A 17937-nucleotide genomic window follows, 5' to 3' on the forward strand; every position below is an offset into this window, starting at 1 on the left:
CGCTGTCTTTAAGGGATATTCCTTTTTAACTATGACTACTACCTAAATAGTTACCAACGTTCGACGTTCAACGGGAAGACAAAACAGGGCGATGGGAAGGAATTTTCCGTATGTTGGGTGATTTGGGGCAAGATTGATATTTAATGAATACAATGGGAGCGGCATATACGCAGAAACTTCTTTTGCCTTTATTCTTCATTATCTATATTGTATAATATCTTTAAAAATTACTTTATAAATAGAGATGAAGGATAAAAATGGCGTTTAAACTAGAACGACTGAATAATTTCCACGGCAGAAAAGGCCCCCTTTTACTTATAATAATGGATGGAATGGGACTTGGAAAGGATGCTGACAACAATGCAATCTATCTGGCCAAAACTCCCGTATTAGATAAACTGATGACAATTCCTCTTAAAACAAAGCTAAAGGCGCACGGCCCGGCCGTCGGCATGCCTTCGGAAGACGATATGGGCAACAGCGAAGTCGGCCATAATGCACTGGGAGCAGGACGCGTATTTGCACAGGGAGCTGCCCTGGTAAACCTGGCTATTGAAAACGGTGCGATATTTAAGTCAAAGACCTGGAAAAAGATACTTGAGATCGGTAAAAGCGGTCATACGGTTCATTTTATCGGGCTTCTTTCAGACGGGAATGTCCATTCGCACATCCGTCACCTTTTTGCGCTTCTGCACAACTGCGAGGCCGAAGGCGTTAGAAAAGTGCGCGTGCATGCACTTTTAGACGGGCGCGACGTGGGCGAAAAATCGGCACTTACTTATGTCTACCCCACCGAAGAGCTCTTAAAGAAGATATCCGGAGAAAACGGCTTCGACTATAAGATAGCCTCGGGCGGCGGCAGAATGAATGTTACAATGGACAGGTACAATGCCGACTGGTCGATTGTAAAGCGCGGCTGGGAGGCACACGTGCACGGCGAGGGAAGAAAGTTCCCATCGGCTACAGAGGCCGTTACAGCTTTCTACAATGAAGACCCCAAGATGACTGACCAGTATATGGATTCGTTTGTGGTTGTGGATGAAAATGAGAAGCCTGTCGGGAAAATTGAAGACGGCGACGCGGTTGTGTTCTATAACTTCAGGGGCGACAGGGCAATTGAGATTTCAAAGGCATTTGAAGACAAGACGCTGGATACATTCGACCGCGGAAGAATTCCTGACGTATTTTATGCCGGAATGATGGAGTATGATGGTGACCTTCATATACCATCGAACTTCCTTGTTTCACCGCCTGAAATCGAATGCACTGTAAGCGAATACCTCTGCGGCGAGAAAGTTACAAGCTTTGCCATTTCGGAGACACAGAAGTTCGGTCACGTTACATATTTCTGGAACGGCAACCGTTCGGGCTACATTGACGAAATGCTTGAAAAATACCTGGAGATCCCATCCGACAGGATTACATTCGACAAGGCTCCATGGATGAAGGCCAATGAGATCACCGAAGAGACAATAAAGCTCTTAAGGACCGGGCAGTATAAGTTCGGGCGCCTTAATTTTGCCAACGGCGACATGGTAGGCCACACAGGCGACATGCAGGCCGCAATTACGGCTGTTGAGACTGTGGACAAATGCGTGGGCGAGCTCCTAAAGGTAGTGGAAGAGCTGCACGGCATTGCACTTGTAACAGCAGACCACGGCAACGCCGAGGAAATGTTTACGGTTAAAAACGGTGTAAAAACGCCTAAAACCTCGCATACATTAAACCCCGTGCCGTTTATTATATTTGATCCTGAATACCAGGGAGAATATAAAATGGCAGAGGTCAAAAATGCGGGTCTCTCCAACGTGGCTTCAACTATATTGAACCTCCTAGGGTTTAAGAAAGTTGAAGAATACGATGAATCTTTGATTTCTGTTGATTAAATTCATAAAAAGGGCGGAGCAAATGAAGCGCTCCGCCCTGCTCTATCCGGGTGAAGCAATTTAACCTTGATTTTCACGCTTAATTTCTGAATTTTTTCGTTCAAAATTGCCACGATTAATACTTGTTTGGAGTTAAATAAATGCTTAAAAAAATGTTGCTTCCCGTCTTTCTGCTGGCCTTGTTCGTTACACAGGCGCATGCCCAGCTGAAAATCGGTAAGTATGCCGGGGAATTTATGGCCATCGGTGTCGGGGGCAGGGCAAATGCAATGGGAGGAGCTTACGTAGCCGTGGCAAATGATGTTACGGCGGGCTACTGGAACCCTGCGGCTCTGGCAAGGATAGACTATCCCGAGATCTCGCTTATGTATTCGCAGAACTTCGGCAACCTGGTAAACTATAACTACGCCTCAGCGGCCATTCCCTACGGGGAGGATATGAGCTTCGGGCTTTCAATTATCCGCCTCGGGGTTGACGGCATTCCCGATACAAGGCAGGCTCTGGTAGATGACAATAATAACAGCAATGTGATTTACAACATCTACAGCCCAAACGCTCACATTGACCCTTCGCGCGTAAAGGAATTCAGCAACGCCGACTGGGCATTTTATTTTACCTTTGCCAAAAGGCACTCAGACAAGCTTTATTACGGTGCAAACGTTAAACTGATAAGGCGCGACCTTGCCGAATACAACGCTATGGGCATCGGATTCGACGTGGGCCTTCTTTACCAGCCCACGAGCAGGCTTTCTCTGGGAGCAAACGTACAGGATATTACAACAACACTTGTTGCATGGAATACCGGTACAAACGAGCTTATTTCCCCGACAGCCAAAACGGGCGTTGCTTACACATTTGACTTTCTTTACGGAAAAGTTACCCCTGCAGCGGGTTTCGACATGAGGTTTGAGAACCGCAGGTTTGCAAGCCAGATGAACGTGGGGCCTGTAAGCCTTGACTTCAGGGGAGGACTTGAGTACAGCTACAACGATGTAGTTGCAGTCCGTATGGGCTACAACGACATAAAAGATTTTACCGTAGGCGCAGGCGTGCGTCTTCCAAAGCTCAGCATCGATTACTCATTCGCGCACTTCAGCGGTGCAAAGGATGATGCTCTGGGCGACTCGCACAAGATTTCTTTAATGCTTACGCTTGAATCCCCGAAGTTCTTAAGGGGAGCAAGTAAATAATATCTTAAGATGAAAAGACTTCCGGAAATATTAAAAATACTCTTCCGCCTAACTGTAATTCCGGCGGTCTTTTCATTTCCTTTTCTTCTTAATTCATGCGCTCCATCGCGGGTGGGAAGCGCAGTGTACCCCAATGCCGATTATCCACTTACAAACGATACCGTTTATTCAGCTTCAAGCGATCTTACTTTCCGCATCCCGAGGGGGTGGACGAGGGCGGAAAGTGGTGAAAATAAAACTTTAGACCTCTGGCTGATCAGAGACGATTTTTCCGCAACACTGAACCTGGTAGCGCTTAGTGCCGACAGCATTTTCAGGGCGCAGGCAGTTGAAGACTCGCTTTTATTTGCGCTTAACTACAGCCGCCAGCTGAAGATAAACAGGATGGGTGCGGGCTACAAGGCAGCGCGTGAGGATGAATTTTTTAATTTTAACCAGAAGAGGTTCGGCGCCTATGAATACGAAGGCACAGAAGGCCTACCGGTGAGGGTTGTAGTATTTACCTATAAGGGAAGGTATTTCGAGCTCTCGGCTGTACCCACGCAGAGCATAGGTCAGATAAAGGTGGACCCCAAAGATCTTTTCCGCGTGCAGCAGTCGCTGATTGCGACAATAAGGTAACCTTACAGTTTTCACCTCCTTATATGTGGATTAAAATATAATTCGATAAATTTCCGGGATATATTATATTGTCTATACGTGTAATTTAAGGAAATATCGACCGGCATTTAGCCACGGGGAGGAGAAATGAAATTTTTAAAAATTTTTGCTCTTTTGGTCTTATCTTCAGCCGCAGTTACGGCCCAGCAGCAGGCCCCAGGCGTACAGGGCGCCAACACTCAGGGTTTTAATACATTTAACGTCGAGACCGATTTTCTGCTCACTTCGCCGGGCGCCATGCGCTACGGCCTTCTGGGCTACGATAACCCGGCTATTTTAACATATATTGAAGGCCCAGAGCTCGAGTTCGACTGGTCGGATGAGCAAGGCCGCTGGAACGACTTTAAGCGCTACGGGCTTTTCGGCGCCATAAGAAATTTGGGGCTGGGAATGATACACAATAAAGTCGGTGACAACTCGGTTACAGATTACAGGGTTTCCTTAGGCTTCGGTAACAGGGCCTTCAGCCTGGGTTTGGGTTACGGCTGGTCGGGCGGGGACGTTGATCTTTTCGGGCGCTCAAAAATTATAAGGGGCGGAATGCTCATACGACCTTCCAGGTATCTATCGCTTGGGGCCTCAGGAATTGTCTCCACCACTTATTCAACCAAGGAATTATATACTGAACTTGCAGCCCGCCCGCTTGGAAATGAATTTATAACGCTTTTTGCCGATATAGTCTTAAGGAATACTGAAATTATAAGAGGAAAGAAAGAAATCTGGAGCGCCGGGGCGGCCCTGGAAGTAATACCGGGCTTCAGGATTACTGGCAGGTACTTCCAGACAAAAGCCTTCAGCGCAGGCCTGCAGCTTTCACTTGGAAACATAGGCTTTTCGGGGCAGGCGCACTATAACGACAACCAGGCGCATGCCTATAATACATACGGAATAAGGGTCGGGACATACGACAGGAATTTTTTCAGCTCACTTTTCCCTTCAAAAGATTACTTAAATGTTACGCTTAAAGGAGAGCTTAAGTACCAGCGCTACATGTTCTTTGATGAATCCAACACGCTTTATGACATAATAAGTCAGATAAACGCCGCAAAGACGGATCCCGGAATTAAAGGTATTGCCTTAAATGCCACGGAGCTCCGGGTGCCGGGTGAAATGCTGTGGGAGCTGCGTGAAAGGCTTCTGGATTTCAGACGCTCAGGCAAGAAGGTGGTGATTTTCCTGGAGCGCCCGGATATGGCAGACTACTACTTTGCAAGCGCGGCAGACAAGATTGTTTTAGATCCTCTGGGAAACCTGGCTTTTCAGGGGCTTATTGCAGGAAGAACTTTTTATAAAGGTACACTGGATAAGTTAGGCATCGGCTTCGATGAGCTGAGGTTTTTCAAGTACAAGTCGGCCATGGAAAGCTTTTCGAGGGAGGATATGACGGAAGCCGACCGTGAGCAGAGGCAGAGGCTGATTGACGTTTATTACGACCTTATGCGAGACGGGATAAGCCGGGCGCGCGGGATATCCCCTGAAAAGGTGGACAGCATTGTAAATTATAAAGTTGTCCTCCTTCCCCGTGAAGCCATGGAACTGGGGCTTGTGGATACTCTGGACCGCTGGGAGAATTCAAGCGAGGTGATAAAGAAAATTGAAGGGACGAAAAGGCCGCTTGTCTCGGCAGGATCGCTTGAAAAATATAAGCTTCCGGATGACAACAAGTGGGGTGAGTTTGAAAGAATTGCAATAATCTATGCAATAGGGGCAACTTCGATGGACGGGGGAATTAACGCGCGCAAGCTTGTCAAGGACGTAGAAAGCGCCGCCGAAGACCCGCACGTAAAGGCTATAGTAATAAGGGTGGACTCCCCCGGCGGCGACGCAATGGCTTCGGACTATATTGCTGAGGCGATAAAGAAGTACAAGAAGCAGAAGCCTGTTATTATTTCACAGGGCGCCGTTGCGGCATCGGGCGGGTATTGGCTTTCAATGTATGCCGATACCATCGTCTCGGCTCCTAACACAATTACGGGCTCAATCGGTGTAATAGGCGCGTGGGTTTATAACGGGGGCTTATCGGAAAAGCTGGGCTTTACGACGGACTTTGTAAAAAGAGGCGACCATGCGGATCTGGGCTTCGGGGCCTCGCTCCCCTTTATGGGCCTGGGACTTCCCGACAGGGCGCTGACGCCTGAGGAAAGAGGAAGAATTGAATACATTATTAAAGACAGCTACGACCTGTTTATTACAAAAGTTGCCGAAGGAAGGCGCTTAAAGCCTGAGTACGTGGATTCAGTAGGGCAAGGACGTGTATGGATGGGTCCCGATGCCCTGAAGCTCCGTCTTGTGGACATAATAGGAGGCCTCAACGAGGCAATTAAGGTAGCAAAGGAAAGAGCGGGTATTGAGAAGGATAAGGACATAAGATTTATACAGTATCCGCAGATGCCTCTTTTTGACCTAAGTTTCTTAAGGCCCGGAATACTGGGATTCGGGGCAAAGGAAATGGAATTTGCGGATTACATGAAGCTCATAATTGAGCATAACGGGCAGGCCATGCCGAGGCTTCCGGTAGAGGATCTGCACCTGATAAAATAAATTCATGGGATGCCGGGAATCTTTCCCGGCATCATTCGTCTCCTTGTTAAATAATCCTCATTTTATTATTTTATCCGGCAATAAAGAACATCAGTCTAAATAATGTATAAACCCGTAAAAAAAATCGCGCTCATCTTAATTCTTGTAATACTTCTCCCCGTTGTATTCCTCTCTGTTTATGAGCTCTCAAGCGTGAATGAAAATGAAGGGCTGATAGAAGAGACTTTTACTAATCAGCTGAACGCTATTCTCTTCAGCGTGAACCAGTACACCGAAGACGTTGCAAACGACTGGGTAAGCAGGATCAACTCTGGGCTCCTGGAAAAAGATCTGAAGCCGGAAAATTTCCAAAGCGCAGTTGAAAAGCTTCAGAGTGAAAATCCCATTAGCCTCATCTTTACGGCAGATGACATAACACTTAACAATTTTTCAGTTTTAGGCAGCCTGAAGGATAAGCGCAATCTGGAAGAAGTAAAAGAAGGGCTTAAGAAAATACTGGGCGAAAACGGGCAGAAAATAAAACGCCTTTATACGTATAAGCGCGGGGGATATACAAAAATTGAAGCCCTTTCAGGACTTCCGGGATATTTTACGGGACTCATGGTTTTTATTCCGGAGGGCACAGAGGGGAAAATTGCAGGCATCGGAATCAGCGCCGAGGACTTTGTGCGCAATAAAATGGGGCCCAAACTTCAGGAGATCTCGGGCGGGAGGATGCTTATTTCTGTATATAAAGGAGAAAACACGCCGGTCTACAGGACGGATGCGGCATATAGGACTGAAGCCACGCAGAAGCGCCCCATATGGCTTCTTCCAGGCTACAGCCTGGGCATAGCGCTTAAAGGCGCCACAATTGAAGAACTCGTTTCCTACAGGTCCCGCTTAAGCCTTATACTTGTTATTTCAGTTAACGTACTTTTAATTGCAGGCATATGGCTGGTATTTAGAAGCATAAAGAAAGAGATACGCCTGGCGCAGATTAAGTCGGACTTTGTTTCAAATGTTTCGCATGAATTAAGAACGCCGCTTGCCCTGATCAGCATGTTTTCGGAGACGCTTGAGATGGGGAGGGTGAAAACAGAAGAAAAGAAAAAAGAGTATTACGGCATAATAAGTCAGGAGGCAGGGCGCTTAAGCCGCATAGTAAATAAAATACTGAGCTTTTCGCAGATTGAAGCGGGAAGGAAAAAGTACAATCTGAAGGAAAGCGATCTTAACGGGGCGGTTCAGGAAGTTTTTAATACATATAAATTCCACATGAAAAATAACGGCTTCAGCTTTTCATTTGTGCCTAAGGAAGATCTGCCGCGGGTTATGCTGGACTGTGAGGCCGTAAGTCAGGCTGTAATTAACCTGATTGATAACGCCGCCAAGTACAGCAGTGAGAAGAAAGTTGTTAAAGTTATTACGGGTAAAGATGAGGATTATGTTTTTGCTGAAGTTATTGATGAAGGCATAGGTATTCCTCAGGAAGACCAGGAAAAGATATTTGAGAAATTCTTCCGCGTCTCAACGGGCGACGTACATAACGTAAAGGGTACGGGGCTTGGTCTTACGCTGGTAAAGCACATAATGGAAGCGCACAAGGGAAAAGTAACGGTAAAAAGCCGCGTTGGTGAAGGAAGCACTTTCAGGCTCAGTTTTCCTATTACAGAACAAAATTTGAGGAAAATGGTATGACCAGAATTCTGATTGTTGAAGATGAAGCCCACATGAGGATGGGGCTTGCAGACAACCTTGAGTTTGAGGGCTACGAGGTGGATCAGGCAGAAGAAGGTATGGAGGGCTTAAAGAAGATACTTGAAAATGAGTACAGCCTGATCCTGCTGGACGTGATGCTTCCAAACATGTCGGGTTTTGAGATCTGCAAAAAAATCAGGACAAAGGGAATTTCAACGCCGCTAATCCTTCTTACGGCAAAGGGTGAAGAGATTGATAAAGTCAGAGGTCTTGAGATGGGGGCTGACGATTACATAACAAAGCCATTTAGTTTAATGGAGCTCCTTGCGCGTGTAAAAGCCGTATTAAGAAGAGGCGGGATGAACTCTTCAGGAAAGACGTCCGCCATGGCAAAGATCGGGAGGCTTGAAGTTGACTTCCCTTCCTACAACGCCTTTTCGGACGGCTGCCAGGTGCAGATGTCGCACAAGGAATTTGAGATATTAAAATATCTTTACGAGCACAAAAACAGGGTTGTCAGCCGCGACGACCTGTTAAAGAACATATGGGGCTATGAAGAAAGGGTTACAACGCGTACGGTGGACAATTTCATTTTAAAGCTGCGTCAGAAGATAGAAGAAGATCACGAGCACCCGCAGGTGATCCTGACTGTGCACGGAACGGGCTACAAATTGTTGGGGTAGATTTTCATTTATTTTGGGAATCTCCCATCCACGAGCTAAAGCTCGTGGCTATTCAACTGAGAAAGTCCGCTGAAGCGGACTCAAAAATGTTTTCTAAATAACCCCCGCTAAATTATTTTTGATTGAATAGCAATAATCCACTATTTCCCTGCCCTTGTGACAATTTTTTACAAACCTTTACGGAACCATGACAACTTGTTTCAGATTAAGGCCGTCTTAACTAGTAGATTACAGATAGAAAGATCAACTAATTAAACACTTTATGGAGGCCCGAAATGAAACGCAATACTTTGAAACGCAGATTAGTGAAAAGCAGCAGTCTTTTAGCCGCAGCTTTACTGGTTATGATACTTTTAACTTCCACGAGCTCTTTTGCCCAGACAAATTCAGTCCCTGTTAAAGCTTTAGTTGTAAACAGGACTGCCATCGGCAATCTCATAATGGGAATAGAATCTGACAACACAGGCTTAAGCAGAAGCTCCATCTATTATGCCGGGCTCTACAGGGTGCCTGAGGCAGTGAAACCTCTTCTGGAGAAGATGAGGTCGGAAAGCGACGCTTCGACAAAAATACTCATTGCTTTGGCACTTTTCAGAATAGGCGACCCTGAAGGAATGGATATGATAGAATCCCTTTCAGTAAAAGACCCGGATTCCAGGGTCAGAAGAATGTGCAGCGCAATATTTAATGAATATGTTTCTCCCGATTCACTGAACTATGTCGCTCGATAACATGCGGGGAAAATAATTTTAATATAAATAAAAGAATTATTTCCGGAATTATTATATTTTAAGCCTCTATGATACAGAATAAATTAAAATTATTCGTAATTACGGCATCAGTCCTGACGATGTTAAGTCAAAATGCTTTCGGTCAGGAGAGCCAATGGAAGGCGTTCGGCCTTAAAGGGAAATGGAAGTTTTCCATAGGCGACGACAAAAAATGGGCGCGCCCTGACTTTAACGACAAAGCCTGGGAGGAGATCTATGCTCCGAGTCCCTGGGAGGACCAGGGTTTCCACGGTTACGACGGTTATGCCTGGTACAGGAAGCATTTTTATTGCCCCGCATCAGTTAAAGGGAAATCGCTTTTACTCCAAATGGGCTTTATTGATGACGTGGACGAGATTTATATCAACGGGAAGCTTGTTGGCTCTACGGGCTCATTCCCACCGGAGTACCAGACGGCTTATGACGCTGAGAGAAGATATCCAGTGCCGGAAAGCATACTTAAGATTAGCGCCGATAACGTAATTGCCGTTCGCGTCTACGACGCGGAGCTTGGAGGGGGCATCATGTCGGGAGAGCTGGGGCTTTTTGTCCGGCAGTATCCCATCTGGCCAGATGTTGCGCTCGAAGGCTACTGGAAGTTCCGCACGGGCGACAGCCCTGAGTGGAAGAATAAGGATTTTCAGGACAACGCCTGGAATGAGATTGTTGTTCCAGCTTTCTGGGAAAACCAGGGCTACGCCAACTACGACGGCTTTGCATGGTACAGGAAAAAAGTTGTTATTCCCTCGTGGCTTAACGGCAAACAGCTGGTACTGATGCTGGGTAAAATTGACGACAAGGATGAAGTTTATTTTAACGGGAGGCTCATCGGCCGCACGGGTGACCTGAGGGAAGAGTCGACAAATGACCGTGACTACCAGATGTTCCGCGGCTACTATATACCGAAGGATATTATTACAAATGGTAATAATACCATTGCCGTAAGGGTATACGACGGTTTCAGGGACGGGGGAATTTATCAGGGACCAATCGGCATTACCACGCAGGAAAAGTACAACCAGATGTGGAGAAAACAAAAGAAACACAAGTCGTTCTGGGAGCTCTTCTTCTAAAGGGTGTAAAATAAGCCCTTTAGTCCGGTTTGTCCATGTCCTTTTTTTTGCGTAAATTTCGTGGCATATTTTTGGAATGTTTGATTAGAGTTCTGGAAACTGGTAAATGGATTTAAGCATAAAGGATGTTGCGAACCTTCTGATGCTTGAAAAAAAGGAAATTGAGAAGTTAGTTAAAAAGAAATTAATCCCTTCCCAAACAATTCAAGACAAGGTCCGTTTCAATAAGCAGGCCATTATAGAATGGGCGCTGCTAAACAATAAGCCTCTTAACCTGTCGGATTCTGCGCAGTTCAGCGAATTCAGATTCGACGGATTATCTGCAATACTGGATGAGGAATCGTTCTACCCGAACTGCGGCTTTACCGAAGGCAACTACATCGAAGAGATGGTGCGCATGCTCAGGCTGAAGGAGGACATCGACCGCAATGTGATTACCGAGCTTTTGATAAGCCGCGAAAAACTGATGTCTACGGCAATCGGAAACGGGATCTCTCTGCCCCATCCAAGAATACCAATTATACTCGGACGCGAAAAACCGCTTGTCTGCTTTTTCTTTCCCGAAAAGCCCCTCAATATTGAATCTGTTGACGGCGAGGCTGTTCATACTCTCATACTGCTTGTTTCGCAGACAATAAAACAGCACCTGTACATGCTGGCACATTTGAGCTACCTGCTTTCAAAAGAAGAATTCCGCCTGGCTCTTAAAGGCCGCAAGGCAGCAGGTGAGGTCTTAAGGCTGGTTTCTGAACTTGAAATGCAGAGAAATAAAGTTTCTTGATATTCAGCCCAAGGCATGCAGTTTTTCATTCTCGTGCTAACCGGACATATAGTTTAACAGGAATAAAATGATTTTGAATTTATTTGCTATTGGACTCATAATCCAACTCCTGGGCGCATTAGTGCCCCTTTTTATTAAAGGCGACAAAAAGTTTTCGGCTTTAAGCCACTTTACGGCGCTTGCAGGCGTCGGGGTAAGCTTTATTGGAACGCTTGGCATGATGATCTTCCAAAACGCCGGAATTGTGGGCATCTTTGAAAGCCCTGCCTGGGGCGTTATAAGCCTCAGGTTCGACATGCTGGCGCTTTTCTTTACGGCTATAGTTCAGCTTTTAAGCATACCGGTCCTTGTCTACAGCTTCAGCTATCAGAAGCCTTATATTGAAGAGGGAAAAAGCATAAGGCTTCCGGTGTTCTCGTTTATTACGCTTACCATTTCGCTTCAGGTGCTTACAATTGCAAACCACGCAATACTGTTCCTGATATTCTGGGAGCTGATGGCGGTACTTTCATACATCAACATGATATTTGAAAACGAGAAGCCTGAGGTTCAGAAAGGAAGCTTTGTCTACTTTGTCGCAACACACGCCGCAACTTTTATTCTTTATGTCTTTTTCCTTATACTGCACGCCAGGACAGGCTCGTGGAATTTCTCTGACTTTCACCTTACAAATGACGGCACCGCACTTTATTACGTCCTGTTTGCCCTTGGCTTTATCGGTTTCGGCATCAAGGCGGGCTTCATGCCGTTTCATTTCTGGCTTCCCAAAGCGCACCCGGTTGCACCTACTTACCTGAGCGCATTCTTGTCGGGCGTAATAATTAAGCTTGGTATCTACGGCATCTTCAGGGTAGTGGAATTCTTAACTCCCAGTGATCCCTGGATCGGCTGGGCAGTTTTGGTAATAAGCCTTATAAGCGCCATTTTCGGCGTCTGGTATGCCCTGGCGCAGCACGACGTTAAGACTCTTTTGGCCTATCACTCAATTGAAAATATAGGCATTATAGGAATGGGTTTAGGCCTCGGCATTTTAGGCATGTCTTACGGCAGCCAGACAGTTGCAGTACTCGGTTTTGCAGGAGCGCTTCTTCACACGCTTAACCATGCAATTTTCAAAAGCCAGCTTTTTATGGGTTCAGGCATAATTTACCAGAACCTGCATACAAGAAATATTGAAAAGATGGGGGGCATTGTGCATTACGCCCCGTGGCTTACGGCTTTCTTTTTAATTGGATCCGTTGCAATTTCAGGCATCCCGCCATTAAACGGTTTTATCTCGGAATTTATAATTTATAACGGGCTCTTCCAGTCCGGAAACCTTGCTCCTAACTACACGATTTTTATGCTCATTGTTGTTGTGGGGCTTGCGCTTGTAGGCGGGCTTGCAGTTGCGTGCTTTACAAAGGTAAACTCAATTATGTTCCTGGGTTCAAAGAGAACTGATTTTAAGAAGTTTAATGTCTCTAAAGCCGAGTATTTCTCCATTGGGTTTCCTGCCCTTCTCTGCATTGCAATAGGGCTTTATCCCATGCCTGCCTTAAGGGTGGTCTCCGGGGTAATTGAAGGGCTTGGCCTCAAGGGCTTCAGCCTGGCGCATTATGGGGCGTCATTTAATATGCTGCCGGACTTTCTGCCGCTTACAATGATATTTGTGCTCCTTTTCGCCCTCATTGGAATATTCTACGGAATAAAGAAATTCCGCTCCTCAAGGGCTTCGGGAATAAGGGTTTCAAAAGCCTGGGGCTGCGCCTACGACGGGCTGACGGCAAGGATGCAGTACACTGCGTCTTCGTATGCTGACGAGCTTAATTCAATTCCGGCAAACATTCTTCTTATCAAAGAGCACGCATTAGTCCCGCAGGATATATTCCCTGTAAGAGGCGCACACTTTGAATCGCATTCTGAAGATTACACGGAAAAGAAACTGGTAATGCCGGTTTACACAAGGATAATCGAAACATTCAAGAAAGCCGGGATATTAAACAGGCACGACATCAGGGTTTACATTGCATACATGCTCGTGGCTCTTATAGCATACTGCGTAATCGGATTTTTATGGAAATATTAATAGCGTTATAAATAATGGAAATACTCTCTAAAATACTTATTTACCTCATTTTCATCTTTGCGGCCCCTTTGTTTATAGGGATCGTGAATAAGCTGAAAGCCCGCTTAACCGGAAGGATAGGTCCTTCAATATTCCAGTCTTATTACGATCTAAGGCGCCTGATGAGAAAGGAAACAATTTACGCCACCTCGGCATCTTTTATCAGCCGCGTGTCTCCTGTAGTAAGCTTTGCAAGCATACTCTTTGCCGGGATGATTCTGCCTATAGGTTTTACGAGGCCACTGATCAGCTTTAACGGCGATTTGATACTTTTTGCCTATCTGTTGGGGTTATCCAGATTTTTCCAGATACTGGGAGCCATGGACATTGGAAGCTCATTTGAAGGCATGGGCGCGGCTCGTGAGGCAACATTTGCGGTCTTTGCCGAACCGATCTACTTTTTTACGCTTGGAAGCCTGGCATTCATATTCGGGCAAACTTCTATGTATGAGATCTTTCACTCAATTACGCTTAACGATCCGTCGTTCCTCGTATTTATAGCTGTAGCCAGCATATCGGTTTTCTTCCTTATGATTACCGAGACCTCCAGAATGCCGGTAGATGACCCGAATACGCACCTGGAGCTTACGATGATACACGAAGTAATGATACTTGATAACTCGGGGCAGGACTTGTTTTTATACCAGTATTCAGCGTACCTGAAGATATTGATCTATGCGACTTTTACTTCAAACTTCTTTAATCCGTTTAATGCTCAGAACTATGCATTAGGATTTTTTGTCTATCTGGCGGTAATGATGGCACTAATAGCCTGCCTGGTATGGGTTGAAACCATGCTCGGGCGTTTTAAGATGAAGAGTATCCCGCAGTACCTGCTTTTTGCGGCATCAATAGGAATTCTTAATCTTCTGATTTATTCATTCTTTAAGAGATAAGTTTTACACAATGGGAAATGTATTAAACATACTGTTTTGTCTGAGCCTTCTTTATCTTGCAACCACAACAAGGGTGACGGCGTATCTTAAAGTGTTTGTCCTGCAGAGCATACTCCTCTTTTTTATTGTCATGCTCCCTCTGTTAAACCACATATCTGTCTTTACGCTGCTGCTTCCCTTGACGATACTGGTTGTAAAAGCGATACTGATACCCTGGTACATAAGAAAAAAGATCATCTACGAGCTGGAGATAAATACAACGATTGAGTCCAACATTCAGCAGTTCAATTTCCTTTTGCTTTCAGTCTTCTCGATGGTTGCTGTTTTTGTCTTCTGCAATATTATTACGAAAGACGCAGCTGTAGCCCCAATACCTTTTTCCGCCGCTTTCTCTAGCGTTGTAATAGGGCTTTACGTAATAATATTCAGGAAGAAACTGATTGTGCACGTAATAGGATTTCTTGTAATGGAAAACGGCATTTTCCTTCTGGGCATTGCCGTTGCAAGCGAGATGCCGTTTTTAATTGAGCTTGGGATGCTGCTGGATATTTTTGTAGTGGTATTCTTAATGGGAATTGCGATAAACAGGATTTCTTCGACCTTTGCCGCCGATGAAGTCTCGGCGCTGGACAAACTGAAAAATTAAAAGAATAACCGGGTCAAGAATCCGTATGGATACTTAACCTTAACCTAAACATTAACATTTTTTAAGATGCTCGTTTTAATTTACATACTCATCCTACCGCTTTTAGCCGGAGGATTGTTTTTCATACCGGGAGGCAGGAAGCTGAAGTATCAGCTTTCGCTTATGGTTTCAATAATTCATCTTGTTACCTCGTACCTGGTATTTACAGGCTTTGCCACGCCGGCAGATTCGCAGTGGTTCAGGTGGGATGCTTTTACAAAGCTTTTCCTACTGGTGCTTTCGCATATTTACTTCTGGGTAATTCTGAACTCATGGCATTTTATAAACCAGTCTTCTACCTACAGCCCGGAAAAGTCGAGGAAAAGTTTCTTCAGCATGATGAACCTGTATCTTTTTGCAAATACCCTGGCTTTAGTGAGCAATCATCTGGGGCTTTACTGGGTGGCTCTGGAATCGACGACGCTTTGCGTGGCGCCGTTGATATACTACTACCGCAATAAAGAGTCGCTGGAAGCCATGTGGAAATACCTGTTTTTGGTTTCAGTAGGTATTGCATTTGCTTTTATAGGGATACTATTTCTGGCGCTTTCGGCACAGGGAACGGATATATTTGAAAAGGGGCTTTTCTTAAACGATTTAATTGAAGGCTCCTCTAAGCTTAACCTCGTATGGCTGAAGGCGGGTTTTATATTTATTTTTGCGGGCCTCAGCACAAAAGCCGGAATTGCACCTATGCATCCGGGTGAAGTTGACGCCCTAAGCAACTCCCCGAGCCCCGTTGCGGCACTTGTTTCAGCATCCTTAAGCGAGACGGCCTTAATCGGAATTTTCCGCCTCCTGCAGATTACAGCCGGAACGCAGGTGCACCAGTTTGCGCAGGTGCTCATGATTACAGGAGGCGTCGTCTCACTTCTTGTTGCCGTGGTTTTTATGTTCAGGGTAACGAACTTTAAGAGGATGATTGCCTATTCGAGTGTTGAGCACATAGGACTAATTGTTCTTGGGGCAGGCATCGGCGGCCCGGCGCTAATTGGCTCAATGCTCCACATGGTATACAACTCACTAAATAAAACCGCAATGTTTTTAATGGCAGGCAACATTCACAGGGCATACAAGTCGCGTGAAGCCAAAGATGTAAAAGGCGTGCTTAAAAATATGAGGTGGACGGGAATACTTTTTATGCTGGCTTTCCTGGCTGTAGTTGCAATGCCTCCTTTCGGGCTATTCTTCAGCGAGCTTATGATATTCCGCGGGCTTATTGAAGCTGAGCGCTATGTGCTGCTTGCAGTAATTCTCTTTATACTTCTTTTCGTCTTTATAGGGATGAGCCGCCAGACATTTTCAATTTTATACGGGAAGACCGACACCTCTTCGGGCCAAAAGCCCGCGACGGATGAAAAATTCAATATATCTCACCTTTCGGCCATGGCACTGCTTCTTCTGCTGGCACTTTCAGGGCTTTTTATGCCGGGCAGTTTTATAGGTGTGATAAATCAAATTGCAGGAGAGCTTACAAGATGAAACGTTTAACCGTACAGAACCAGAGGCCTTTTGAACTCTCCCTGGTTCCTGAACTGACAGCTGCGGAATTTGAGGCAGAAGGAAGGCAGATTTTAAGCGAAGGAAGCCGCATGATGGGGCTTTTTGAAGTTGAAAAGACTTCAGGCGGCAAAAAAGTGCTTGCCGTTTTCGGCAACAATGAGACTTCGCAGATATACATCGTTAAATGTGTTTTTCCCAAAGAAGGTGAGCGCTTCAGGAGTTTTGCATATGAATTTCCAAACACAAACTATTTTGAATGCGAGCTGGCTGAAAACTCCGGTATTCTTCCGGAAGGGCACCCGTGGCTGCGTCCGGTAAGGAAGCAGAATACAATTTTGGGGAATATTCCCTATCAGTTCTACAGGGTGGAAGGTGACGAGGTCCACGAGGTTGCAGTAGGCCCCGTACACGCGGGAGTAATTGAGCCGGGGCATTTCCGTTTTCAGTGCCACGGTGAGACGGTCTATCACCTGGAGATCAGTCTTGGCTATCAGCACAGGGGTATAGAGAAGCTCCTTCTAAAGGCTGATGACAACAAGCGCGCCCTGCTTGTTGAATCCATTGCAGGAGACACGGTCATAGGCCACAGCATGGCATATTCACTTGCCATGGAGGCTTTGTCCAAAACAGGCGTTTCATTAAGAGCAAGCGTAATCCGCTCCATAGCCGAGGAGCTGGAAAGAGTTGCAATGCACCTCTCCGGGCTTTCAGGAGTGGCAAACGACGTGGGTTTTGCAATAGGTGCTGCTGCATACGGGCGCTTAAGGACTCTCGTAATTAACAGCCTTCTTCTGATCTCGGGCTCCAGGTTCGGGCGCGGGCTTGTGCGTCCCGGAGGCGTAATGTATGACCTCACGGAAGGCGCGGTAAAGAAAATTACAGAAAACCTCCTCATAGTGCAGAAGGATATTGCAGAGATCAACGACTTTATGTTCAGCTCCACTTCTGTTATGACGCGTCTTGAGGCAACGGGTAAAGTCCACTACAAGTGGGCAAGTGAGGTAGGGATGGTTGGACCTGCTGCCAGGGCTTCAGGTGTAAAGACCGACGTAAGGCAGGATTTCCCGTACGGAGCCTACCGCTATCATGCAACGCAGACCGTAACGCTGGACTCGGGTGACGTTTTTGCGCGCGCCCGGATCCGCTCGCTTGAAATTGAGGAGTCCCTTGGATTTATACTTGAAAGGTTTGTGGACATCCCGCAGGGTGAAATATTCTCTGAGGTGAAGGCTCTCAGGGAAAACACGGGTGTCATATCCTTAAGCGAGGGGTGGCGAGGCGAAATAATGCACGCCATATTAACAGGTCCCGACGGGAAGATCTCCTCTTACAAGGTTAAGGATCCGTCATTTAACAACTGGTACGGCCTGGCTCTTTCGGTAAGGGGCGAGGGGATTTCAAATTTCCCGCTCTGCAACAAGAGCTTTGACCTGTCTTATTCAGGGCATGACCTCTGATAAAGGACGGTTTAGAATAATTTTT

Annotated in this window: 14 protein-coding genes; all 14 read left to right on the forward strand. The window is 46.0% G+C overall.

What is annotated here, in order from left to right:
• The first annotated feature begins 257 nt into the window (after positions 1-257).
• The 14 genes from HF312_01765 to HF312_01830 all read left to right on the forward strand — a co-directional run bounded on the left by HF312_01765 (position 258) and on the right by HF312_01830 (position 17912).
• Positions 258-1886, forward strand: a complete 1629-nt coding sequence (locus tag HF312_01765; GenBank protein ID MCU7518911.1) for a 2,3-bisphosphoglycerate-independent phosphoglycerate mutase — start codon at positions 258-260, stop codon at positions 1884-1886.
• 140 nt (positions 1887-2026) lie between these two features.
• The gene (locus HF312_01770) at positions 2027-3076 is read left to right on the forward strand and encodes a PorV/PorQ family protein (protein MCU7518912.1); all 1050 of its coding nucleotides are present in this window, start codon (positions 2027-2029) and stop codon (positions 3074-3076) included.
• Between the two features lie 9 nt (positions 3077-3085).
• A complete protein-coding gene (locus HF312_01775; protein ID MCU7518913.1) occupies positions 3086-3697 on the forward strand; it encodes a hypothetical protein in 612 nt (203 codons plus the stop codon).
• 126 nt (positions 3698-3823) lie between these two features.
• On the forward strand, positions 3824-6277 hold the full coding sequence (gene sppA, locus HF312_01780) for a signal peptide peptidase SppA (GenBank protein ID MCU7518914.1): 2454 nt from the start codon (positions 3824-3826) through the stop codon (positions 6275-6277).
• 102 nt (positions 6278-6379) lie between these two features.
• Positions 6380-7957 (forward strand): HAMP domain-containing histidine kinase, encoded by a 1578-nt coding sequence (locus tag HF312_01785; protein ID MCU7518915.1) that lies wholly within the window; start codon positions 6380-6382, stop codon positions 7955-7957.
• Positions 7954-8640 carry a response regulator transcription factor gene (locus HF312_01790; GenBank protein ID MCU7518916.1) on the forward strand — a complete coding sequence of 229 codons (687 nt, stop codon included), beginning with the start codon at positions 7954-7956 and terminating at the stop codon, positions 8638-8640. Before HF312_01785 ends, HF312_01790 begins: the two co-directional genes overlap by 4 nt.
• A gap of 275 nt (positions 8641-8915) precedes the next feature.
• Positions 8916-9371: a HEAT repeat domain-containing protein gene (locus tag HF312_01795; protein MCU7518917.1), complete on the forward strand. Its 456-nt coding sequence runs from the start codon at positions 8916-8918 to the stop codon at positions 9369-9371.
• Between the two features lie 68 nt (positions 9372-9439).
• Positions 9440-10483 carry a glycoside hydrolase gene (locus tag HF312_01800; GenBank protein MCU7518918.1) on the forward strand — a complete coding sequence of 348 codons (1044 nt, stop codon included), beginning with the start codon at positions 9440-9442 and terminating at the stop codon, positions 10481-10483.
• 106 nt (positions 10484-10589) lie between these two features.
• Positions 10590-11264, forward strand: a complete 675-nt coding sequence (locus HF312_01805) for a PTS transporter subunit EIIA (GenBank protein ID MCU7518919.1) — start codon at positions 10590-10592, stop codon at positions 11262-11264.
• Positions 11265-11331: 67 nt separating this feature from the next.
• Positions 11332-13332, forward strand: coding sequence for a hypothetical protein (locus HF312_01810; GenBank protein ID MCU7518920.1), 2001 nt, complete (start codon positions 11332-11334; stop codon positions 13330-13332).
• Between the two features lie 14 nt (positions 13333-13346).
• Positions 13347-14267, forward strand: coding sequence for a hydrogenase (locus tag HF312_01815; GenBank protein ID MCU7518921.1), 921 nt, complete (start codon positions 13347-13349; stop codon positions 14265-14267).
• A gap of 10 nt (positions 14268-14277) precedes the next feature.
• Positions 14278-14913 (forward strand): hypothetical protein, encoded by a 636-nt coding sequence (locus tag HF312_01820; GenBank protein MCU7518922.1) that lies wholly within the window; start codon positions 14278-14280, stop codon positions 14911-14913.
• Between the two features lie 114 nt (positions 14914-15027).
• The gene (locus tag HF312_01825) at positions 15028-16434 is read left to right on the forward strand and encodes a hypothetical protein (GenBank protein ID MCU7518923.1); all 1407 of its coding nucleotides are present in this window, start codon (positions 15028-15030) and stop codon (positions 16432-16434) included.
• Complete coding sequence (locus HF312_01830) at positions 16431-17912, forward strand: hydrogenase (GenBank protein MCU7518924.1); 1482 nt, start codon at positions 16431-16433, stop codon at positions 17910-17912. The genes HF312_01825 and HF312_01830 overlap by 4 nt, the downstream gene beginning before the upstream one ends.
• Positions 17913-17937 lie beyond the last annotated feature (25 nt).

Source organism: Ignavibacteria bacterium, assembly GCA_025612375.1.
Classification (GTDB): Bacteria; Bacteroidota; Ignavibacteria; order Ignavibacteriales; family SURF-24; genus JAAXKN01.